20 protein-coding genes are annotated in these 20,914 nt (G+C 58.9%); 9 read left to right on the top strand and 11 right to left on the bottom strand.

Annotated features, from left to right (window positions below; all coding sequences use genetic code 11):
• Positions 1-45: 45 nt before the first annotated feature.
• From AB4N44_RS04375 to msrA, 3 genes are all read left to right on the top strand, one after another.
• Complete coding sequence (locus AB4N44_RS04375; RefSeq protein WP_460110075.1) at positions 46-1,263, top strand: MFS transporter; 1,218 nt, start codon at positions 46-48, stop codon at positions 1,261-1,263.
• Positions 1,264-1,439: 176 nt separating this feature from the next.
• Positions 1,440-1,733 (top strand): hypothetical protein, encoded by a 294-nt coding sequence (locus tag AB4N44_RS04370; protein ID WP_460110077.1) that lies wholly within the window; start codon positions 1,440-1,442, stop codon positions 1,731-1,733.
• 85 nt (positions 1,734-1,818) lie between these two features.
• The gene (msrA, locus tag AB4N44_RS04365; protein ID WP_095118586.1) at positions 1,819-2,325 is read left to right on the top strand and encodes a peptide-methionine (S)-S-oxide reductase MsrA; all 507 of its coding nucleotides are present in this window, start codon (positions 1,819-1,821) and stop codon (positions 2,323-2,325) included.
• Positions 2,326-2,430: 105 nt separating this feature from the next.
• Here the strand turns inward: msrA and AB4N44_RS04360 are convergent, their stop codons facing one another.
• From AB4N44_RS04360 to AB4N44_RS04335, 6 genes are all read right to left on the bottom strand, one after another.
• Positions 2,431-2,904 (bottom strand): DUF2059 domain-containing protein, encoded by a 474-nt coding sequence (locus AB4N44_RS04360; RefSeq protein WP_460110079.1) that lies wholly within the window; start codon positions 2,902-2,904, stop codon positions 2,431-2,433.
• Positions 2,905-2,962: 58 nt separating this feature from the next.
• Positions 2,963-3,676 (bottom strand): DUF695 domain-containing protein, encoded by a 714-nt coding sequence (locus tag AB4N44_RS04355; protein WP_224790121.1) that lies wholly within the window; start codon positions 3,674-3,676, stop codon positions 2,963-2,965.
• 64 nt (positions 3,677-3,740) lie between these two features.
• On the bottom strand, positions 3,741-4,391 hold the full coding sequence (locus AB4N44_RS04350; protein WP_460110081.1) for a hypothetical protein: 651 nt from the start codon (positions 4,389-4,391) through the stop codon (positions 3,741-3,743).
• A gap of 67 nt (positions 4,392-4,458) precedes the next feature.
• Entirely contained in the window at positions 4,459-4,836 is a 378-nt protein-coding gene (locus AB4N44_RS04345) for a c-type cytochrome (RefSeq protein ID WP_127928262.1), read from the bottom strand.
• A gap of 201 nt (positions 4,837-5,037) precedes the next feature.
• Positions 5,038-5,829: an enhanced serine sensitivity protein SseB gene (gene sseB, locus AB4N44_RS04340; RefSeq protein ID WP_460110083.1), complete on the bottom strand. Its 792-nt coding sequence runs from the start codon at positions 5,827-5,829 to the stop codon at positions 5,038-5,040.
• A gap of 235 nt (positions 5,830-6,064) precedes the next feature.
• Positions 6,065-8,191 carry a TonB-dependent receptor family protein gene (locus AB4N44_RS04335; protein ID WP_460110085.1) on the bottom strand — a complete coding sequence of 709 codons (2,127 nt, stop codon included), beginning with the start codon at positions 8,189-8,191 and terminating at the stop codon, positions 6,065-6,067.
• A 235-nt stretch (positions 8,192-8,426) separates the two neighbouring features.
• Here AB4N44_RS04335 and ppk2 point away from each other — a divergent pair, with 235 nt between their 5' ends.
• Positions 8,427-9,194 (top strand): polyphosphate kinase 2, encoded by a 768-nt coding sequence (gene ppk2, locus AB4N44_RS04330; RefSeq protein ID WP_460158183.1) that lies wholly within the window; start codon positions 8,427-8,429, stop codon positions 9,192-9,194.
• Between the two features lie 265 nt (positions 9,195-9,459).
• Positions 9,460-9,675, top strand: coding sequence for a hypothetical protein (locus tag AB4N44_RS04325; protein ID WP_316916522.1), 216 nt, complete (start codon positions 9,460-9,462; stop codon positions 9,673-9,675).
• Positions 9,676-9,680: 5 nt separating this feature from the next.
• On the opposite strand, the gene AB4N44_RS04320 is transcribed toward AB4N44_RS04325, so the two are convergent.
• Positions 9,681-12,293, bottom strand: a complete 2,613-nt coding sequence (locus AB4N44_RS04320; RefSeq protein ID WP_460110089.1) for a bifunctional diguanylate cyclase/phosphodiesterase — start codon at positions 12,291-12,293, stop codon at positions 9,681-9,683.
• A 221-nt stretch (positions 12,294-12,514) separates the two neighbouring features.
• On the opposite strand from AB4N44_RS04320, the gene AB4N44_RS04315 reads away from it, so the two are divergent.
• Complete coding sequence (locus AB4N44_RS04315) at positions 12,515-14,713, top strand: OsmC domain/YcaO domain-containing protein (RefSeq protein WP_460110090.1); 2,199 nt, start codon at positions 12,515-12,517, stop codon at positions 14,711-14,713.
• A 269-nt stretch (positions 14,714-14,982) separates the two neighbouring features.
• On the opposite strand, the gene AB4N44_RS04310 is transcribed toward AB4N44_RS04315, so the two are convergent.
• From AB4N44_RS04310 to AB4N44_RS04300, 3 genes are all read right to left on the bottom strand, one after another.
• Positions 14,983-15,498 (bottom strand): PaaI family thioesterase, encoded by a 516-nt coding sequence (locus AB4N44_RS04310; protein ID WP_160040471.1) that lies wholly within the window; start codon positions 15,496-15,498, stop codon positions 14,983-14,985.
• Positions 15,499-15,506: 8 nt separating this feature from the next.
• On the bottom strand, positions 15,507-16,664 hold the full coding sequence (locus AB4N44_RS04305) for a GGDEF domain-containing protein (protein WP_460110091.1): 1,158 nt from the start codon (positions 16,662-16,664) through the stop codon (positions 15,507-15,509).
• Between the two features lie 147 nt (positions 16,665-16,811).
• The gene (locus AB4N44_RS04300; RefSeq protein ID WP_127928245.1) at positions 16,812-17,060 is read right to left on the bottom strand and encodes a hypothetical protein; all 249 of its coding nucleotides are present in this window, start codon (positions 17,058-17,060) and stop codon (positions 16,812-16,814) included.
• A gap of 169 nt (positions 17,061-17,229) precedes the next feature.
• Between AB4N44_RS04300 and AB4N44_RS04295 the strand changes: the two genes are divergently transcribed.
• From AB4N44_RS04295 to AB4N44_RS04285, 3 genes are all read left to right on the top strand, one after another.
• Entirely contained in the window at positions 17,230-17,874 is a 645-nt protein-coding gene (locus AB4N44_RS04295) for an ATPase (RefSeq protein WP_127928243.1), read from the top strand.
• Positions 17,875-17,960: 86 nt separating this feature from the next.
• Complete coding sequence (locus tag AB4N44_RS04290; protein ID WP_460110093.1) at positions 17,961-18,302, top strand: hypothetical protein; 342 nt, start codon at positions 17,961-17,963, stop codon at positions 18,300-18,302.
• A 727-nt stretch (positions 18,303-19,029) separates the two neighbouring features.
• Positions 19,030-19,671, top strand: coding sequence for a LysE family translocator (locus tag AB4N44_RS04285; protein ID WP_127928239.1), 642 nt, complete (start codon positions 19,030-19,032; stop codon positions 19,669-19,671).
• Here AB4N44_RS04285 and AB4N44_RS04280 read toward each other — a convergent pair.
• A complete protein-coding gene (locus tag AB4N44_RS04280; protein ID WP_127928237.1) occupies positions 19,668-20,861 on the bottom strand; it encodes a GAF domain-containing sensor histidine kinase in 1,194 nt (397 codons plus the stop codon). The genes AB4N44_RS04285 and AB4N44_RS04280 overlap by 4 nt on opposite strands.
• Positions 20,862-20,914 lie beyond the last annotated feature (53 nt).

The following is a 20,914-nucleotide window of genomic DNA, read 5'->3' as shown; positions in this document are numbered from 1 at the left end:
TCGATCGGTACGCAAGTCTGAATTTCCAAACTCAAGGAGTTTCCCGTGACACCTTCATTGACTCTTACGGCGACGCCCAAACGCCTGCCCATCGGCGCGCTGTTGGCGCTGGCCATGACCGGTTTTATCTGCATCGTCACCGAAACCCTGCCCGCCGGGCTGTTGCCGCTGATCAGTGATGGTCTGGCGATTTCGCCTTCGATGGCCGGGCAGATGGTGACCGCGTATGCACTGGGTTCGGTGCTGGCGGTGATCCCGATGACCATCGCCACGCGCGGCTGGCGTCGGCGCAATGTGCTGTTGCTGACCATCGTTGGTTTTCTGCTGTTCAACTCGATCACGGCGCTGTCGTCGCACTATGGTGTGACGCTGGTGGCGCGGTTCTTTGCCGGGGTTTCGGCCGGGTTGGCGTGGAGTTTGTTGGCCGGTTATGCGCGGCGCATGGTTGAGCCTGATCAGCAGGGCAAAGCGTTGGCACTGGCCATGGTCGGTACGCCGATTGCCCTGTCACTAGGCGTGCCGCTCGGCACATGGCTCGGTGGCCTCGTCGGATGGCGCACGACGTTTGGCCTGATGTCGGCCCTGACGTTGATACTGATCGTTTGGGTGTTGGTGAAGGTGCCGGATTATCCGCCGCAGCCTGCGCATCAGCGTCTGTCGTTGCGCCGCGTGTTGACCACGCCGGGTGTGCGGCCGGTGCTGGCGGTGGTGATCAGCTGGATGCTGGCGCACAACATTCTCTACACCTACATCGCACCGTTTGTGGCGCCGGCGGGGCTGGCGGATCGTGTAGATCTGGTGTTGTTGGTGTTTGGTCTCGCAGCGTTGGCGGGGATCTGGCTGACCGCGAAACTGGTTGAGCCGCTGTTGCGCAAGACAGTGCTGGTGAGTCTGGCGACGTTTGCATTGGTTTGCGTGGTGTTTGGCTTTTGGGGGCGTGTACCGCAGGTGATTTACCTCGGCGTGTTGGTGTGGGGATTGAGTTTTGGCGGCGCGGCGACGTTGTTGCAGACGGCACTGGCGGATGCTGCCGGTGACGGCGCCGATGTCGCGCTGTCGTTGAATGTGGTGGCTTGGAACAGCGCGATTGCTGGCAGCGGGGTGGTCGGCGGGGTGTTGCTCGACCGCTGGGGCGTCGCCTCGTTTCCCTGGGCCATGGTGGTGCTGGTGAGCGTAGGGTTTGCCATTGCCTTCGGCGCGCGGGTGCATGGGTTCAGATCGGGGCCGCGTGTTGCTGGAGCGGTTGGGGTTGCCGGGCACTGATGCCCGGATGCGCGCACTGCGTGAGCCTCGAGGGCGACCATGGCACGCTTAGCGCTTTTGACCTGAATCTGAATGTCGTCAACGTCGGCAACCGGCCAGAAGCGTCTCATCTAAAACCGTGGCTTTGCAGCCATGTTATGGTCTCGAAACCAAAAGAAAGCCCACGGAATTCAATCATGGAACTGGTTCGACTCACCCCCGCGCAATATCACACCGACGACAGCTACTGGCGACTTTTCAAGGCTGAAGATGGTTCTGTCTACATCCTCGTTGAATGTGAAGCGTCTTTTGTGGGGTACCAGTCCATGATCAAGCTCAATGCTGAGGAGATGCGTGACTACCACGGTTTGGGCTGGTTATCGATGCAGTATCTGGCTAACCGAATCAATTACTTTGTCAGTGATTACAGCGGCCGAAGGATTACGGGTTCTTTGCTCGAGGAAGCCAATCAGGTTTCAGCGCGTCAGTAGTTCTATTGGCTCAGCCCCTTGGAATCCGCCAACCCGCCCTCATAACCATCGCTATACCCAACACCCCGAAGAGGAACGACACGCCATGACCACTCAAACCGAAACCGCCATCCTCGCCGGCGGCTGCTTCTGGGGCATGCAGGATCTGCTGCGGCGCTATCCCGGCGTGTTGCAGACTCGCGTCGGTTACACCGGCGGCGACGTGCCGAACGCTACTTATCGCAACCATGGTGACCACGCCGAAGCTATCGAAATCACCTTCGATCCGGCGGTGATCAGCTATCGACAGATCCTTGAGTTTTTCTTCCAGATTCACGACCCGAGCACGCCCAACCGGCAGGGCAACGACCTTGGACGCAGCTATCGCTCGGCGATTTACTACCTCAGTGAAGAACAGCGCGATGTCGCTGAAGACACGGCTGCCGATGTCGACGCCTCGAAACTGTGGCCGGGTCGCGTGGTCACCGAGATCGAACCGGCGGGGCCGTTCTGGGAAGCGGAGCCGGAACACCAGGATTACCTCGAGCGTATTCCGAATGGCTACACCTGCCATTTCATTCGCCCGAACTGGAAGCTGCCGAAGCGCGGGTGAGGGGGGCACGCCGCTCATTCCGCGCCACTTCAGTGGTTGCGAGGCTGAATGAGTTTCCGACTTCGCGGGCAAGCCCGCGAAGCGGCGAGTGCCCATGGCGCCGTTTTAGCCCTGCGCTTGATCCTTCAAATCATCCAGCGCATCGATGATCGCCTCATCGCTGTCGGCCATTGCATCTCGCATATCTTTAGCGAGGGTGCTCTGGACGGCCATGAATTTTTCGGCCAGATCGCGGCCCTTTTTCGAACTCAGGATGATCGTCATCGCCTGCTCGGGATGCTGGTTGGCGCGAGTCAGCAGGTCAAGCTCATCGTTGTTGAAGTGATTGGCATAGATTTCCACGACCATGCCCTTCAGGTCGTCAGGATCGATGTTCTCTCGTACAACGTTGCGAACTTGCTCGTGTTCGAGCATCGGGTAGCGGGACGCATAACCGCTGGACGCGGTCTCGACCATGCTGGCGTATTGCTTGGTCATGCCACTGGACTCGACGAACGCCTGCGCCTTGTCCTTGTTACCCCCACAACCCGCCAGCGCCGCTGCGGCCAATACAGCCAGCATAATTTTTTTCATGCTCATGAGCATTTTTCCTTGAATGATCTGTAAGTGCAGAGAGCGCCACAAGTGTCCCTGTCTCTCACTCCAAACACCGTTTAGGGGTCATGCGGATTTCCCCGGACGGGTCGGCACTATTGGCCCCCTCGGCACTGCGCGCAGGCTCTTTACGACCGCTCCATTCGACAGGATAAGGTCCGCTGGGTGCCAACAGCGTCTGCATCCGGTTCATGAAATCAGTGTCACTTCGGGCGTAGAAGATCCACTCCCGACGGTGTTCTCCAGTGACCGTGCACACCCACTTCGCGAGCCCGTCATCCGCCGCGGCCGACAGTAAAAGGGCCTCCATCTCATTCATGCGTACAAGATCACGAGGTCGCGGCAGGAGTTTCCTGGAGGTGTAATTCCAGCGGACTCTCATCTTGAACGGTAGCGCCTGCTGCTCCGTCGCGGAAATTGAGCGAGCAGTCCGGTAACTCATGGGGCTGGGGGTGTCCGGATAGTCGGACTTCTGGAAAGTTTCCTCGCCCGGCTCGGCTAGGCGCGTTTGTGTGTAAAGATCAGGGGCATCGCCCAGAATGGCTTTGAGTGCAGCATCACTTGCGTCCTTACGGTCAGCCACGCAGTCATCGTAAGCCGCACTGTGGAGTGGGCCTTCATCCAGGCAGGGGTCGCGTTCGATCGGTGGCGGGGGGTGGGAACAGCCCGTGTTAAGCAGAGCTGTCGATGCCAGTAGCAAAAACAGCGGCCAAGCGCGATTCAGGGTATTTCGATTGTCGGGTTTGACGTCATTCACAACATGCCTTCCTTGGGAGGGGCGAGGACTGGTTTGGAGTGGAAGTGATCGAGCAGTGTCGCCATTAATGCCGGCTGACCTGCTTGAGCCAGTTCCAGAAGGGGTCGTTCGATTCGCTCACATCCATGCACGCTGTACCGCGGACCAGATCCGCTGCTCGCGCCGGTATGCTCAGCCCGAGCGTTCGCTCGACGTGGCTTCGCAACAGAAGAGGCGGAGGAGGGTAATCGTCTTCGGCGTATTCTTTTTCGCGTACTTGATCCGGGGTCAGTTGAAATTGCTCCGGCCAGCAGAGCTCGTCGTAACCGATAGCCAACAGCCTCAGCAAGTCTTCAATCGTGTCGGTCAGGACGCAAAGCATCGTTGACCCGGACCCTGATCCCAGATGGACGAATCGCTGTTGCCCGCTGTCGTCCAGCCACAGCCCGGCCCACGAGCCGTCCCCACCGGTTCTGAGGAATAGGGTCAGGCGCTGGTTTACCTCAGGATCATCGCTGTTAGTCCAGCGGGCGGTGTCGGCAGGCACTGGCAGGTAAAAAGCGGTTGTCGCCACATCGCTGTGTGCCGGTTCCGGATGCAGCGTCATATAGCGCGTGCCATCGCGGTGACTGCGCACGCAACCATGTTCTTCCAACAACTCAAGTGCTTGGCGAAGACGTGCGGGCATTGGATTGCCCGCAGGAAAAGCGGTTGCCATTTCATCGGTGAAGTTCATTCATTTCCTGACCAAGTGGGCATTGGAGAAGGGGGTGTTCCGGTTCAAACGTCGTCGTTTTATCAAATCACCGACTCTCTGAAATCACACGACTCATGTATTGATTCAAGTCGCGAAAGTCCTGAACGCTCCAGGCGTGCGGCGCGATTTTTATGCCGTTGTCCCGCAGGGTTCTTGGAATCAGGTCGCCATTGGGGCGAAGAATGATCGAGGAGACGATGACGCCTGGATAATCATGCAGTCGCTTCTTGAAGATGGCTGTTGTCAGGTCAGGCGTCGGCGGTTGGCTTTTATTCGCCAAGGGGCCTGTTGCCTTGATATCTGCTCCATGGCACACCGCACATCGCTGTAAAAAAAGATTTTTGCCATTGGCGTTATCGGCGAAGGACAAAGATGTTTGAGTTATCGACAAAATTGCAAGCGAAGCGATGAGCAATACTTTCATTTTTCACGGTCCTTGTGGCGGACCGGTCAACCCGGTCCACATTTTACGATCACTCAGTTTTCAAGCGTGAACCCGTGTTTCCAGCCCGGACTCATAGGATTTGCGATCGCTCGGTTTTGGCAATCGCCGCGATCAAATCAGCAAGTCCGGCCGTGACCTCGGCGGTCTCGTCGAGAACCCAGGGTCCCGGTGCATGTTCAATCACGCCTTACCAAATCCCAGAAAAGAACGCAGTTTATTGCCCCACTTGCGCTCATAGAAGGGCGTGGTTTCCCTGAGAAAGTAATCACTCAGGCCGGCTTCACCTTGGGATACCCGGCACAAATCAACCGGCTCGCCCTGCGGCGCGGTATCCCCGGCAACATTGCCCGCCTCACGCATAACCCGCTCAATATCGCCGTCCGCCTCAATGCCCACGATCAAGTGCGGTTTTTCGTCCACCGAGGTGTCATGCATCAATGCCAGAAACCCGCGCTTCACATTGGAATGTTTGGCGAGCAGTTGCGTGAGCGAGTGGACCATTTGTGACGGGTATTCGGCAGGCTGGCCGAGCAGCACGTTGGTTTCTTTCTCGACCGTGCGTTGCGTGGCGGTCTGGCCAACGGCATCGGCGAGCAAATTGTGCACCTCTTGCGGGAAAAACTCTTTGCCGTACGGCGACTTCGGATTCAGACAGAGCAGGGCGCCCAGTGTGATTTCGAACAACGATCGGGCGGGTATTTCGAGGTAGGTCTGCTCGCTGTCGATGGACTGTTGCAGTGTTTGCAGGGACGAGAAAAACGGGATGACCGGGGTGCCATCCGGTTTTTGCCAATGGGCGATGCTGATGTTGCTGCCGGCTTGGAGATTGACGTGGCCGTCTGCCTCTCCGGCGGTGCCGAGAATATAAACGTTCGAATTCAACAGAGTGTTGAAAAACTCCGGACGATGTGCCGGTTCGTCGGCGGCCCGTTTGAGGCTTTTTTCCAGCAGGTTTTCTGGTTGGGAATCCATGGTGTTCATCCGTGACTCGTTCTGAAACAGGGCATAGAACATTTACATCGACGCGTGTTCGGCTGACGCCTTCGCGGGCAAACCTGTTGCCACAGGTTTGTGTATAGATCACAAAATTCGGGTACAGCGCAAATCACTGTGGGAGCTTGCCTGCAAGCGATGACGGTAGGTCAGTTAGCTTCTTCGCGACAGATTCGCCGCCATCGCCAGCAGGCTAGCTCCCACAAGGGAGGTGTCAGAGCAAGCTCCACGACACCCCGACATAAACTCCCATTTCTTCACCCGGCGTAGACCTCGCGGCATCTAGCCCTTTGTCGTCATACCCCGGTGTGACCGTTGCTGCGTAGTGTTTGTTGGTCAGGTTGCGCATATCCACCCACGTCTGCCAGTCACCCTTCGGCGCGTTGTAACCCAGCGTCGCGCCGAACAGTGCATACGGATCGGCGTAGTAGCTGTTGGCGTAATCCACCGCCACCTTGGACACCAATTGCGTATTCACCGCCGCAAAGAACCCCTGCGGCCAGTCGTAACGCAGCTCACCCTGGTAGTAATGCATTGGCAGACCGGGCAGGCGGTTGTCACCAAAACGATCATCATCTCGATAGTGGAAGTCGCTGAAGGTATACGCCTGGCGCAAGCTCAATTGGCGGCCATCAGCAGCCGACCAGAGTTTGCTGTTGAGGCTGGCTTCGATGCCTTGGTGCACGGTCGGGCTGGCGTTGAGCTCGTAAGGGGTGACGGCGGTGGCATCCGGCAGCACCGACAGCAATTCATGCCGCACCTGCGCGTAGTACCAGGCCAGACTCCATTCGCCGACAGCGCTGTCGCCACGGCCGCCGAGTTCCAGCGTGGTCGCGGTCTGGTTCTGCAGTTTGATCGGGTCTTTCTGCGTGCCGGTCGCGGCGCCGCTGCCGGCCGGGAAACGCACGTTGGAGCTGTAGATCAGCGACCACGGGTGCGGCGCTTCAACCGAGCGGCTGAGGTTGCCGAACACTTGCAGATCCGGGGTGATCTGGTAGCGCAGGCCGAGGCGCGGCGCGTAATCCCAGTCGTTCATGCTGGTTTTGCCGCCGCTTTGCGGGTAGGTCACGTCGCTTTCGCGGCGGGTGTAGATGGCGGCGAGACCGGTGGTTAGCCAGAGGTCGTCGGCGATTTCCAGATCGTTACCAAAGTGCAGAACCGTGTCCGAACCCTGATAGGTGAAGTTGCGCATGCGCGTGCCGGGCACGTAGCCGGCGGTATTGCCGCTGGGGATGCGTACGAACTCGCTGGCGCCGTCGTTGGGTAGGTGTTTGGTCACGCGCAGGCCGACGTTGCTGCGGCTTTCCATGCCGAAAATCGTGTCGCGGCGTTTGTAGTCGAAGGTGCCACTGACGTCGGTGTAGGCGACCTTCAAACGGTTCGGACCTTCGCGCAGGTCCATCGGGTAGTCGTGATAAACGAGGCCGGTCTGGATGCTCGAATCGTCGTCGATGTAATAGGTGGTCTTGTTGCCGATGAAGGTGCTGCCCGGCTGTTTGCGGCTATCGTCGCGCGCCACGTAGGACGGATTGGCCGCGCGAGGCGAGTGTTCGATGGAGTGCTTGGTTACGCGGCCGGCGAGGTCGTTGTCGGTCTCGCGGTAGCGGATATAGAAGCGGGTTTCCAGGTTCGGGTTGAAGCGATAACCGAAGTTGGCGATCAGGCCTTTGCTCTCGCTGGCGGTGTGATCCTGATAGCCGTCGGCGTTGGAATCGGTGAGCGACACGTAGTAATCGAAATCGCCGAGCACTTGCCCGGAACTGACCTGACGCTGCTGATAGCCGTGGCTGCCGGTGGCGTAGCGCACTTGCAGTTTCGGCGCGTTGTAGCCAGTGTGGCTGACGTAATCGATGGCGCCGCCCAAGGCCAGCGAACCGCGATCAAAGCCGTTGGCGCCGCGCAGCACTTCAACGTGATCGACCCACAGCGGTTCAAGCAATTCGTAAGGCGTGCCGCCCGGGCCGGTCAACGGCAGACCGTCGAGCATCGTGTACAGCCCCGACGCGTGAGCGCCCGGTGCGCGGTTGATGCCTGAGCCACGCACCGAGATTTTCACGCCTTCGTTGCCCGCCGACTGCGCATAAACCCCCGGCTGATACGCCAGCACATCCTGATTGCTCGCCACGCGGCCCTGCAATGGCTGGCGCATGTCGACCACGCTGGTGCCGCCGGGCACCTGATCGAGGCGGGCCTTGGCTTCCTCAACAGAGACATCACTGCCGTTGCGATCCTCGGCCGAAATCAGTACTTGCCCCAATTCCAGACCTTGAGTCTCGGCCATCGCCGGGCAGGCGAGCGCCAGGCCAAGCAGGGCGGTGGGCAGGGATTTGGACGACGGCATCGAAAAACTCCAGGCAGGCAAGAACGGGCAATGAACAGTGCGACGTAACAAAGAACGAACGAAACACATGGCAATTTGGCTTTTTGCCCGGCCATGGCAAACGGCACGTCATGAACTAACCTCACGTGTCTGGTGTATCCCGTCAATCAACACTCTGTTTCTGCATTTATTGGAGAGAGGCCAAGGTCATGGCAAAAGGCAAAAGAAGGCCGCCACGGCGCCTGAAAGTCCGAAATTGAAAAACAAGGATTACCTCGAGCATTTGCGCAAACTGCACGTCGAACTGGTCAAGTTGCAGGAATGGGTGATTGCCAAGGGCGTCAAGGTCTGCATCGTTTTCGAAGGCCGCGACGGCGCTGGCAAGGGCGGGACCATCAAGGCATTGACCGAGCGCGTCAGCCCGCGTGTCTTTCGCGTGGTGGCGCTGCCGGCGCCGACCGATCGCGAGAAAAGCCAGATGCACGTGCAACGTTATCTGCCTTATCTACCGGCGGCAGGCGAAGTGGTGATCTTCGATCGCAGCTGGTACAACCGCGCCGGTGTCGAGCGGGTGATGGGCTTCTGCACCGACGAGCAGGCCGACAAATTCCTCAAATCGATTCCCTGGGTCGAACACGCCATCGTCCAATCGGGAGTGATCCTGCTCAAGTACTGGCTGGAAGTAAGCCCTGAAGAGCAAACCCGCCGGCTTGAGGCGCGAATCAACGACGGGCGCAAGACCTGGAAACTGACACCGATGGACCTCAAGTCCTACAGCCGCTGGTACGACTACTCACGGGCGCGGGACGAAATGTTCAAATACTCCGACACTGAACATGCGCCGTGGCTGGTGGCCGACTCCAACGACAAACGCCGCGCACGGCTGAACATCATCACCGATGTGCTCAGCCGCATTCCGTATGAGGATGTGAAGCGCGACAAGGTCGAGCTGCCCAAGCGGCAGAAGCCGGGCAAGTACCGCGATCCGGATTATCCCTACACACGTGTAGCGCAAAAGTTCTGACGAATTGCGTCAGACGCAGGGGAGCAGGCCAGCACAAATCCCTGTAGGAGTGAGCCTGCTCGCGATAGCGGATTGTCTGTGGCGGGTGTGTTGCCTGACACACCGCTATCGCGAGCAGGCTCACTCCTACAGTATTCGGTGGTGTATCCATCATTGCTGATCAGCACAAACCCTTCAGAGGCAAACAGTCCATCCGTCGATTACGCTGAACCACTGGGATCTCACGTCTTTCTATCAAGGTATTCCTTCGCGAGATCATTCCCCGATGTTCAATCAGCGCAAACAAGAAAAACTGGCGGCATGGCGAAAACTGGCGACGCAATCGCAGATGCGTCTAGACCCGGAAGAGCAGTACGACGAGCTGCTCAAGGCCGCCGATGAAATGGAAGAGCAAGGTCTGATCACCAGCGCCGAGTGGCGGCAGTTGGTGCGTGATGCGGGCAATGTGTTTACCGGCGAATCGGGTCGAACACACAGCTGAAACGCTCAGGTTACCCGACCCTTTTTTGATTTCAGCTGTACACCTCTGGAGTCCTGCAACAGCCGCGCAAACGCGACTTTGTCGATCGGCCGACTCATGAAATAACCCTGCACCTCATTGCACTGATCGACCCCGAGAATATCCAGTTGCTCTTCAGTCTCGACCCCTTCGGCGGTGACAGTCAGGCCCATGGCTTTGCCCAGGCCGATGATCGCCTGCACCACCGCGCGATCATTGGTGCCGCTGCTGATCGAGGCGATGAAGCGCTTGTCGATCTTGATCCCGTCAAAAGGATAAGCGCGCAGGTAACCCAGCGATGAGTAACCGGTGCCGAAGTCGTCCATGTTCAGGCGCACGCCGAGTTCTTTCAGGGCATTCATGGTGGTCAACGCGCCGTCGGTGTCGTTGAGCATCACGTTCTCGGTGATTTCCAGTTCCAGGCGACTGGCCGGGAAGCGGGTTTGCACCAGTACCTCCCGAACATCCTCGACCACATCGCTGACGGCAAACTGCGCTGGCGACAGATTCACCGACAGCAGAATGTCTTCCGGCCAGCCCAGCGCGGTTTCGCAGGCTTCACGCAACACCCAGCGCCCGAGCGGCACGATCAGATCGGTCTGCTCCGCCAGCGGTATGAACAGGTCCGGGCCGAGCAGGCCTTTGGTCGGGTGTTGCCAGCGCACCAGCGCTTCGACCGAAACGATGTGCTTGCCATCGATCTTGTAGCGCGGTTGATAGTGCAGGATGAATTCGTTGTGTTTGAGCGCATGGCGCAGGTCGTCTTCCATCTGCCGACGGGTCTGGATCTGGTCGCTCATGTGCGCTTCGAAATAGCACCAGGTGTTCTTGCCCTCGGACTTGGCCTGATACAGGGCAATGTCGGCGTAACGGATCAGGTCGCTGGGTACGTAGCCGTGGCGGCGACTAAGCGAGATGCCGATGCTGGCGCCGATGTGCAGCGGATGATGTTCGAACACCACCGGTTGATGCAGGCTGCCGATCAGGCGGGTGCAGAACTTGTCGATTTCGTGCGGACTGTCCATGCCGTTGAGCACCACGATGAACTCGTCGCCGCCCAGACGCGCGACGATGTCGTGTTCGCGGGTGCATTCACGCAGGCGCGTGGCGACTTCCTGCAGCACGGCATCACCGGCCGGATGGCCGAGCGAATCGTTGATCGGTTTGAAGTTGTCGAGGTCGATCATCAGCAGCGACAGCGGCGGCGCGTGCTCCTTGAGCAGCAGCGCTTCATCGAGATAACGCGCGAGTTTGTTGCGATTGGGCAGGCCGGTGAGGGCGTCGTGCATCGACAGATGCTGGATCTGCGCATGAGCAGCGACTTCGTCGGTGATGTCGCTGGCGGTACCGCGATAGCCGATCACCGTGTGTTTGTCGAAGATCGGCCGGGCGGACAACCGACAGTGGCGTTGCTGGCCGGAGTGGTCACGGTAGGTGCAACGCAAATCACTGGCGCTGTTCTCCTCGGTGAGGTTTCTCAGCCACAGTTCCAGTGGCGTGGTGTCACAGCTCAACAGTTGGCCGATGTTCTGACCCAGCCACAGGGTTTGCGGGTAACCGGTCACTTCGCTGAAGCGCGCCGACAGGTACGTCAGCGCCAGGTGGCGGTCGACTTCCCAGATCCAGTCGGACGCGGCTTCGGCCACGGCGCGAAAGCGTTCTTCACTGGCTTCCAGCTCCCGGTTGGCGTTTTCCAGTGCTTGATTGGAGGTTTGCATGACGGCAAAACTCTGGTCGACGTACTGCGATGAGCGCAAGGCGTGACGGAAGAAGTACGCGGTCAGCAGCATCAGCACCACAATCGTCGCGCCGAGTGGCGGCAGCAATGACCACAGTAAATGTTGTCCGGGCCGTTCCAGATCAGCGATCAGGCTGTAACCGGTGCTGTCCAGCGGCACGCGAGGGCGTTTCGGGTCGAGCGTATCGTCCAGTGCCAGGGTCAGGTTATTCAAGCCGTAACCGCTGCCGATCAGGCGCAATTTGGTCGGCGTGAGTTTGTCGACGAACACCAGCACCGAAGAAGTCTGCGGATCGCCGAGTGGTCGTTCATCGTTGGGAATGATCGTCGCCGCCGACACCAGCGCCGGCCAGCCTTCGAACAGTGAATAGCGGCTGACTGGCTTGGTCAGATCACCTTGGCCCAACACTTGATCGAGTAACTCCGTGGCGCTTACCTGAACGAACGCGGACAGCTCGGCATCGACCATTTGCCCGCGCACCACCGCGTAACGGGTGCCTTCGCGGTTGAGGACGAACACGCCGTCATAGCCGTCACTGGTGAACAGGGTTTTGCCGAGGTTCTGCTCGGTGTAGGCCCAGTCGGTGTCGACCTGACCGCTCAAATGCTCGTAGGCGGTGGTCCAGTAGGCGTAGCTGGTGATGTAGTTTTTCGAGGCAGTGATGCGGTTTTCCAGCGCGCGAGCCGAGTAAAAGCCGGTTTTGTTGATCTCTTCGCTGTCCAGGCGCTCGGCGATACCCAGCAAAGCGACCGCCGCCGCAATCACGCCGCTGACAAACAGCGCTCCGACCGCGAAGGCCAGGCGCCGGGTGACCGCGCTCTGGCGTGGTGGAAGCGGGGCTGCATAGCTGGAAAGGTCCATGTGCTCGTCCTTGATCCGCTGTCTTCTGAATCTAGAACCACGGCGTGGGCGCAATGTTCAGATTGTTCTCGGCGACTGCTCTGAAAGCGTAGTGAACCCCGCGTGATTTGTCTTCCCAAGTGCAGGACGCCGATCAGCGGCCAATCCCGAAAGGGCAAGACTTCCCGCGCAAAAACCGGATAATGGCGGCCATTCGTTTAGCCGTATTCTGGTAATCCCGCATGGAAATCAAGGTCAACTTTCTCGACAACCTTCGACTTGAAGCCAAGTTCGACGACTTCACGGTGATCGCCGATCAGCCCATCCGCTACAAGGGCGATGGTTCGGCACCGGGGCCGTTCGACTACTTTCTGGCATCGTCGGCGTTGTGTGCGGCTTACTTTGTGAAGTTGTACTGCGACACCCGCAACATTCCGACTGAGAACATTCGCCTGTCGCAGAACAACATCGTCGACCCGGAAAACCGCTACAACCAGATCTTCAAGATCCAGGTCGAGTTGCCGGCGGACATTTCCGAGAAAGATCGTTTGGGCATCCTGCGCTCGATCGACCGCTGCACGGTGAAGAAGGTCGTGCAGACCGGGCCGGAATTCATCATCGAAGAAGTCGAGAACCTCGACGCCGATGCCCAGGCGCTGTTGATGCCGGTTGCCGGTTCGGACGCAGGCACTTTCATCGCCGGCAAGGACCTGCCGCTGGAGCAGACCATCGCCAACATGTCGGGCATTCTCGCCGATCTGGGCATGAAGATTGAAATCGCCTCGTGGCGCAACATCGTGCCTAACGTCTGGTCGCTACACATTCGCGATGCGCATTCGCCGATGTGCTTCACCAACGGCAAGGGCGCGACCAAAGAAGGCGCACTGGCCTCGGCACTGGGCGAATTCATCGAGCGCCTGAACTGCAACTTCTTCTACAACGACCAGTTCTGGGGCGAAGAAATCGCCAACGCCGAATTCGTCCACTACCCGGACGAACAATGGTTCAAACCGGGCCCGAAAGACGAGTTGCCGAACGAGATCCTCGACGACTACACGCTGAAGATTTACAACCGTGACGGCGAACTGCGCGGCTCGAACCTGTTCGACACCAACTCCGGCAATACCCAGCGCGGCATCTGCTCGCTGCCGTTTGTGCGCCAGTCGGATAATGAAGTGGTGTACTTCCCGTCTAACCTGATCGAAAACCTTTACCTCAGCAACGGTATGAGCGCCGGCAACACCCTCGCCGAAGCGCAGGTGCAGTGCCTGTCGGAGATCTTCGAGCGCGCGGTCAAACGTGAAATCCTCGAAGGCGAAATGGCCCTGCCGGACGTGCCGCAAGCAGTGCTGGAGAAGTATCCGAGCATCCTTGCCGGCATCAAAGGCCTGGAAGAGCAGGGCTTCCCGGTGCTGGTCAAGGACGCGTCGTTGGGCGGTGAATTCCCGGTGATGTGCGTGACCTTGATGAACCCGCGTACGGGCGGCGTGTTCGCCTCGTTCGGCGCGCATCCGAGCCTGGAAGTGGCGCTGGAACGCAGCCTCACCGAATTGCTGCAGGGGCGCAGCTTTGAAGGTTTGAACGACTTGCCGCAGCCGACCTTCTCCGGTCAGGCGGTTACCGAGCCGAACAACTTCGTCGAGCACTTCATCGACTCCAGCGGTGTGGTGTCGTGGCGCTTCTTCAGTGCCAAACCGGACTTCGAATTCGTCGAGTGGGACTTCTCCGGCCAGGGTGAAAACTCCAACGCCGAAGAAGCCGCGACGCTGTTCGGCATCCTCGAAGACATGGGCAAAGAGGTCTACATGGCGGTCTACGAGCACATCGGTGCCAAGGCCTGCCGCATCCTCGTGCCGGACTACTCGGAAATCTACCCGGTCGAAGACCTGATCTGGGACAACACCAACAAGGCCCTGCAGTTCCGTGCCGACATCCTCAACCTGCACAACCTGAGCAAAGTCGGCCTGCGCAACCTCGCCCAAGGCCTGGAAAACAGCGAGCAGGACGATTACACCGAGATCACCACACTGATCGGCGTCGAGTTCGACGACAACACGCCGTGGGGCAAGTTGACGATTCTGGAACTGCGCTTGCTGATCTGCCTCGCCCTGCAGAAGTACGAGCAGGCCAAGGATCTGGTCGAAGCTTTCCTGCAATACAACGACAACACCGTCGAGCGCGGCTTGTTCTATCAAGCGGTCAACGTGGTGCTGGAGATGGAGCTGGACGAGGATCTGGAACTGGAAGACTACGAGGCTAACTTCCGTCGTATGTTTGGCGATGAGCGTATGGATGCGGCGATTGGTTCGGTTAACGGCAGCGTGCGTTTCTACGGTTTGACGCCGACCAGCATGAAGCTGGAAGGGCTGGATCGGCATTTGCGTTTGATCGAGAGCTATAAAAAGCTGCATACGGCGCGGGCGAATGTGAAACAGGTTTAAGCCTGTTTCACATTGGGTTCGGTGGTGAATTCACCCCTCACCCCAGCCCTCTCCCCTAGGAGAGGGAGCTAATTTGTGGGCTTTTCAAAATCCTAGTTCGACTCGATATCTCAGGTCGGCGTATTTCAACCAGACGCCTCGGTCAGTCTCCTTTCCCCAAGGAGAGGGCTGAGGTGAGGATTTTGCAAAACCCGAGTTCGGCTCGATATCTCAGGTCGGCGTATTTCAACCAAACACCTCGGTCAGTTCCCTCTCCCTCTGGGAGAGGGCTAGGGTGAGGGGCTTTGGCTTTTCCGCCCATGCGCCGCATTCGCCAATTGCCCGGTATCCACTCGCACAAACACCGAATCACCCACGGCGGTGAGGACGTCACCGGCAAACACTTCACAAATCACCCGCGTCTTGCGCCCGACTTCACCTTCGACTTTCGCCCGTAAAACCAGCGGCACACCCATCGGTGTCGGTTTGATGAACTTGATCCCGAGGTTGCCGGTGACGCAATCAATGCGCGGCAGGCTGCCGGGTTCGCGGTTTTCCGCTCGATAGTGGTACGCCATCGCCGTCCAGTTGGAATGGCAATCAACCAGCATCGCAATCAGACCGCCGTAGACCAGATCCGGCCAGCCGCAGTACTTGGCCTCCGGTAGGTGTTCGGCAATCACGTGCACACCGTCTTCGTGCCAATGGCTTTTGACGTGCAGGCCGTGCGGGTTGCGGCCGCCGCAGCCGTAGCAAACGCCTTCGGGCGCGGCGAGGTCTTGCAGAGGCGTATCGAGGCTGGACATGTTTTTTATTATCCTGGAGTGGTGAGCCCGGTCAGACGCAAGCGATTGCGCCCGCCGCGTTTCGATTCGTAGAGGGCGGCGTCGCCTTGTTCGATCAGCGCGGTGAGGTTGGCCGGCTGGTTGTCGAACAGGCTGGCGCCGATGCTCAGGGTAACGGCAGCGGTGGTGGGGAATGTCTGCGAAGTGGTGCTGAGAAACTGCTCGCGCAGCGTGTTGCCCAGTTCCATGACGCGCTCACTCGAAGCACTGTTGAGCAGAATGACGAACTCGTCACCACCCAAACGGGCTGTCAGCGCATTACGCGGCAGCACCGAGCGGATCAGCTCGCTCAGGGCAATCAGCAAACGGTCACCGGCGGTGTGGCCATACTGGTCGTTAACCAGTTTGAAGTTGTCGATGTCGATCAGCAGCAGGGCGCCGGGATGCTCGGGCGATACCTGTTCGAGCAGGCGCGGCGCACGTTTCTCGAGGGCGCGGCGGTTGTACAAAGCGGTCAGTGGATCGCGCTCGGCAAGCCGGGCGATCTGTTTTTCCCGGCGGTAACGTTCGGTGCCGGTCATCGACAAGGCGATCAACATGATTGCCATCGCGCCCTCGACCAGAGAAATCTGGATGATCTCGCCACGAAACGCCGCCAGATCGATCAGCGTGCCGGGGATCACCACGGTCAGGGCTTTGGCCACGTAGAAAATCCCGTGACCGAGCAGCACATAGCGCAACTGCACCGCGCCGACGCTCAACGATTTGCCGTGGGGGCGCAGCAGCGAGCTGGCCTTGAGGGTCGACAGCGCCACCAGCAACGAATTGGCCGCCAGCATCACCTTCGACCACAGCGGCCCGTCCGGCAACAACAGCATGACCAGCCAGGTCACGAAGATCAGGTACCAGGCCGACGACAGGCGTATCTGGGTGAAGCGCGCCACGCCGAGCAGGAACAGGAAATGCGCGGTCACCAGCAGCCCGTTGGCGAACCAGATGCCGATCAGCAAAAAGCCGCTGCTGCGCAGCAGGGCCAGGGTGGAACCGACGGTGATGGTGGCGAAACCGGCGCTCCAGAACAGTAGCGATGGCTCACGAATGCTGCGCCATTCGATCGCCAGATACAGCGCGGCGGCGGCTGCGAGGGCGATGGAAATGGTCAACATCGTAGGTGGGTCGAGCGGCATTTCTTGATGCGCCTGTCTGATTGGCAGTGAGACCGGCGATTGTAAGCGTTCGGGCGGTTTTTTCGCAGAGGTCGCGTTGCCGCGCAGACCACTGGCAACGGGGAGGGCGCGGTTGCTCGCCGCCGCCCCAACCACTGCGCGGATTGGTCATTGCTCCGGCGCGAGCCAGGTGTCGACGACTCGACGATCCAGTTCTTCCCAATAAGCCATACCCAGCACGCGGGTGGTGTTCAGCCCGCGCAGGTAACCGCGTAACTGATTGGCGGTGTCTGTGATGAGCTGCGGGTCGGTGAGGTTTTTGTCCAGCAATATGCTTTCGTACTGCACAAGGTACTCGGCCACGCGCTCGCGGAAGTCGGGCAGAACGGCGTCTCGGATCAGGTCAAACGTTCTCAAGGAAGGTTCCTCATGGGTCTTTTTCTACTTGTATTGAGTGTGTATCAGTCTGCACGTCGCGCAACTATTGCTAGAAGTAATAGTGACCATCAAGAAACGCAAGTTCTGCTTTGTCGGCAATCGGCGGAAAATCGCCTCCATCGAACACGCAGCTCAAGGAATTTGCGCGATGAACACATTGACCCGACTGGCTATGGTCGCCCTGCTGACGGGCGGAGCACTCTTCACTGCACCGACGTTCGCAGCCGACGCCGGGTCGTGTCACTTCCAGACTCTCACCGGCAGCAGCGCGACATTGCAGCATTCGCAAACCGTCGGCGTGTTGCTCAGCGAGAACACCCTGGACAACCTGCAATACCTTGAGCGTTACCACGACATGGCGGTCAACGGCGCGAAAGATGCGCTCGACTCGCGGATTCGTGAAGCCTTCGTCAGCAGCTCCGATCCGGAACTGGCCATCGACTGGCTGGTGAGTTCGCTGCAACAACAGTTCTTGTCGGTGACCGTTTACGACAACCTCGACGCATTGGTACAGGCGCATCCCGACGTGGTGGTGAAGCTCGACACCTTCAATCGCTTGCTGACGCAGCAAAACAGCCTGGTCGAAGCGCGCTTCACCGCACGTTTCTACGACGCCGACCTGCAATACATCGGCAAGGCTGAAGGCGCCGTCGAGAAACAGCTGCCATCGGTCTGGGTGCATCACCAGGCGGCACCGGCCATTGCCGCGCAGATCGACAAACAGCGTGACCTGCAACTCAACGCTTTGAGGCAATTCGATGTGTCGCTCAAGGCGCTGGTGGCGTCGAGCTGAACACTTAAAACATAAATGGCGACGGCGGCTCCGTGAGGCTGAACCGTTGCCGGTTGAACCGAACCTTTATTTTCAGGATGACACCGATGCGTCTTTTCTTTGTGCCTGCTCTGGCCGTTGCCTCTTTGCTGCTCGCTGGTTGCGCTTCGGCGCCGAACAATCCGAGCCTTACTCTGCAGACCAGCAAGACGCCTGCGCAATACGCTGATTGCGTGGTGCCGAAGTTGCAGGGCAGTGCGATGAATCCGACGGTTTCGCAGACTCAGCGTAGTTACCGGATTGTGGTGCCGAGCAAGATTTCGGCTGACAACGTGCTGGAGGCTTACAAGGCTGGCAATGGCGGCAAGGTGTTTATCTACGAGCGGCATTTGTTGGCTTCGAATCTTTTGCCTTCGAGTTTTGAGCGGGCTGCGCAGGATTGCATCTGATTTTCGCTTTTGTACGTATTTGACTGAGCTCCTTTGGTTGGCCGCAACCAACCAATTTTTTGCCCCGCGCCTTTCATTCGGTTTGCGGGGCTTTTTTTGTTTGGGCTTGGCGGCCTTTGGGCCGACCATGCTCGGGGTGTTCTTTGTGAATATCCGTTGCTGCGGTGATGGCTTATTACGGTTTCGCCCTTACGGCGACTCACTTTTTTTCAAACGCCAAAAAAAGTAAGCAAAAAACGCTTGCTCCTGCGTGCGGCCCGCTCGCTGGGGCTCGGGGTTCCTTCGCTCCGGGATCGATCCGGGCGCAGCGCCTACGGTTTGCTTCGCTGCACCTCCTCTCGCTGTGTTTGGCTGCGCCAAACGGTCGCTGCGCTCCCACGCCCGGATCAATCCCTCCACTCAGCCTTCCGACGTCGCCCGTGGATCAAGATCAAAAGCAGGCGAGCTGACACTCGGCCTATTGAGTGGTGAAGAGCGGGGCGTGGTCGGCTTGGGATTTGTGTTGGAGCTGCCCCTCACCCCAGCCCTCTCCCGAGGGAGAGGGGGCCGATTTGTGTGCTTTTCAAGGCCTCAGCTCAACGCGGTATCGCACGTCGGCGTAACTCTCCCAAACACCACCGTCAGTCCCCTCTCCCTTTGGGAGAGGGCTAGGGTGAGGGGCTTTTGATCTGGGCTATGCAGCCGGTTGTTGTAAGATGCGGCAACTTCAATCTTGCGAGCAGCGAAAATGGATTCTCACTCGATATTGACCTTCACTCTGGTCGCCGCAATTGCCATCGCCAGCCCGGGACCGGCGACGCTGATGGCGATCAATAACAGTCTCGCGCATGGGCAGCGCAGCACGATCTGGTCGTCGCTGGGTAATGCCAGCGGTCTGTTCTGTCTGTCGGCGGCGGCGATGTTGGGGTTGGGGGCGTTGTTGGCCAGCTCGGAAATCCTGTTTAACGCAGTGAAGATCATCGGTGCCGGGTATCTGTTCTACCTCGGCGTCAAGCAGCTGTTCAAGAAGGGCCCGATGCTCCCGGAGGCTATCGAGGGGGAGGCGAGCAAGGGGCGGCCGACTCGCGGCAAGCTGTACAAGTCGGCGTTTCTGACGGCGGTGACCAATCCCAAGGCGACGATGTTTTTTACCGCGTTGTTCCCGCAGTTCATCGATCAGGGCGCCGCACTGTTGCCGCAATTTCTGATCCTGACCTCGATCTTCATGGCGTTGTCGGTATCGTCACTGAGCGTTTATGCCGCGCTGGCCTCGCGGGCCAAGGGCGTGTTGACTCGTCCGGCGTTGTCCCGTTGGGTCAGTCGGGTGGTCGGGTCTACGTTTATCGGTTTTGGCGCGGCGATTCTGACGATGCGTCGGCAGACCGCTTAAACCCATTTGAACCGGGCCGGGAATCTCGCCACGAAGCAGGTTCCCGACTCGGCGCTTGAGGTAACGCTCAACGTGCCGTTGTGTGCCATCGCTATCTGCGAGGCGATGTAAAGCCCCAGTCCCAAGCCCTCGCAACGTTGCCCGGCTTCGGCGCGGGAGAAGGGTTCGAACAGCAGCGGCATCAGCTGCGCTGAAATCGGTGTGCCCTGATTGGTCAGGGAAATCACGATCTCGTCGTTTTCTGCACAGGCTTTGAGAACGATCGGTGTGCTGTTCGAGCCGTGGGTAACCGCATTGCCCAGCAGATTGGAAAGCAACTGGCTGATCCGCAGCGCATCGCAATAGACGCCTGCCGGCACATCCAGTTCATGGATGAAATTCGCCTGCGGATGGGACGCCTGAACCTCGGCAAGGGTCAGTTGCAAGGTGTGCTGCAAGTCATCCACCAGCTTGCGCTGCACCGGAATTCCGCCGCCCAGTCGTCCTCGGGCAAAGTCGAGGATGTTTTCGATCAACACGCCCATGCGCACCGAGCTGTTGCGAATCGCCGCAATCAGGTTGAGTGAGCGTTTGTCTTCGGTTTTGCTTTGCAGCAGGTCGGCGCTCATGCGCACCGCGCTCAGTGGGGTGCGCAGGTCATGGCCGAGTACGGCGATAAACTGCTCGCGCAGACGCCCGAGTTCATTGGCGTTGTTCAGCTCGATTTGGGTCGCTTCCAGATGGCGTTGCGTGTCCAGGTTCATGGCGATCAATTGCGCGAACAGGGTCAGTGTTTTGGTAATGGCCGGTTCATCGATATTGGCCGGGACCGAGTCGATGGCGCACAGCGTGCCGAAGAAGTCGCCGTTGGCTTTGACGATGGGAATGGAAATGTAACTTTCCAGCCCATAGGTTTTCGGCGTGTGGTGCAAGGAAAAGATCGGGTGCGTACTGGCATGACCGAAGATCACCGGCTGCTGATGCTGGCGAATCTCATGGCAGATGGTCGATTCGAGCACCAGTTCGCCACCGGGTTTGAGCCCGAAATCAATCGAGTCATCGACGGCGCATGCCACCCAGTTGCTTTCGGTGACCCGAGCGACCGCAGCGAACCGCATGCCCGTGAGGTGTTTGACCATGCTCAGGATGACCGGCACCGAGTCAATACTGCGGATGGCTTCGATGTCGGGTGCAAAGTCCGGGTTGGTCATGGGGCGATGCTTTGTGATGAGTTCGCTCAGAGACTATCTGGTATTGCCGTTCA

It is taken from the genome of Pseudomonas sp. S3_C06 (assembly GCF_054667675.1).
Note: the sequence above shows the minus strand (reverse complement) of the source record. Positions and strands in the feature narration are given on the sequence as shown.

Excerpts from the sequence above, each read along its gene's own strand:
- AB4N44_RS04370 (WP_460110077.1), top strand. The coding sequence starts at position 1,440 with ATGGAACTGGTTCGACTCACCCCCGCGCAATATCACACCGACGACAGC.
- msrA (WP_095118586.1), top strand. The coding sequence starts at position 1,819 with ATGACCACTCAAACCGAAACCGCCATCCTCGCCGGCGGCTGCTTCTGG.
- AB4N44_RS04360 (WP_460110079.1), bottom strand. The coding sequence starts at position 2,904 with ATGAGCATGAAAAAAATTATGCTGGCTGTATTGGCCGCAGCGGCGCTG.
- AB4N44_RS04350 (WP_460110081.1), bottom strand. The coding sequence starts at position 4,391 with ATGAACTTCACCGATGAAATGGCAACCGCTTTTCCTGCGGGCAATCCA.
- AB4N44_RS04345 (WP_127928262.1), bottom strand. The coding sequence starts at position 4,836 with ATGAAAGTATTGCTCATCGCTTCGCTTGCAATTTTGTCGATAACTCAA.
- sseB (WP_460110083.1), bottom strand. The coding sequence starts at position 5,829 with ATGGATTCCCAACCAGAAAACCTGCTGGAAAAAAGCCTCAAACGGGCC.
- AB4N44_RS04335 (WP_460110085.1), bottom strand. The coding sequence starts at position 8,191 with ATGCCGTCGTCCAAATCCCTGCCCACCGCCCTGCTTGGCCTGGCGCTC.
- AB4N44_RS04325 (WP_316916522.1), top strand. The coding sequence starts at position 9,460 with ATGTTCAATCAGCGCAAACAAGAAAAACTGGCGGCATGGCGAAAACTG.
- AB4N44_RS04320 (WP_460110089.1), bottom strand. The coding sequence starts at position 12,293 with ATGGACCTTTCCAGCTATGCAGCCCCGCTTCCACCACGCCAGAGCGCG.
- AB4N44_RS04315 (WP_460110090.1), top strand. The coding sequence starts at position 12,515 with ATGGAAATCAAGGTCAACTTTCTCGACAACCTTCGACTTGAAGCCAAG.
- AB4N44_RS04310 (WP_160040471.1), bottom strand. The coding sequence starts at position 15,498 with ATGTCCAGCCTCGATACGCCTCTGCAAGACCTCGCCGCGCCCGAAGGC.
- AB4N44_RS04305 (WP_460110091.1), bottom strand. The coding sequence starts at position 16,664 with ATGCCGCTCGACCCACCTACGATGTTGACCATTTCCATCGCCCTCGCA.
- AB4N44_RS04295 (WP_127928243.1), top strand. The coding sequence starts at position 17,230 with ATGAACACATTGACCCGACTGGCTATGGTCGCCCTGCTGACGGGCGGA.
- AB4N44_RS04290 (WP_460110093.1), top strand. The coding sequence starts at position 17,961 with ATGCGTCTTTTCTTTGTGCCTGCTCTGGCCGTTGCCTCTTTGCTGCTC.
- AB4N44_RS04285 (WP_127928239.1), top strand. The coding sequence starts at position 19,030 with ATGGATTCTCACTCGATATTGACCTTCACTCTGGTCGCCGCAATTGCC.
- AB4N44_RS04280 (WP_127928237.1), bottom strand. The coding sequence starts at position 20,861 with ATGACCAACCCGGACTTTGCACCCGACATCGAAGCCATCCGCAGTATT.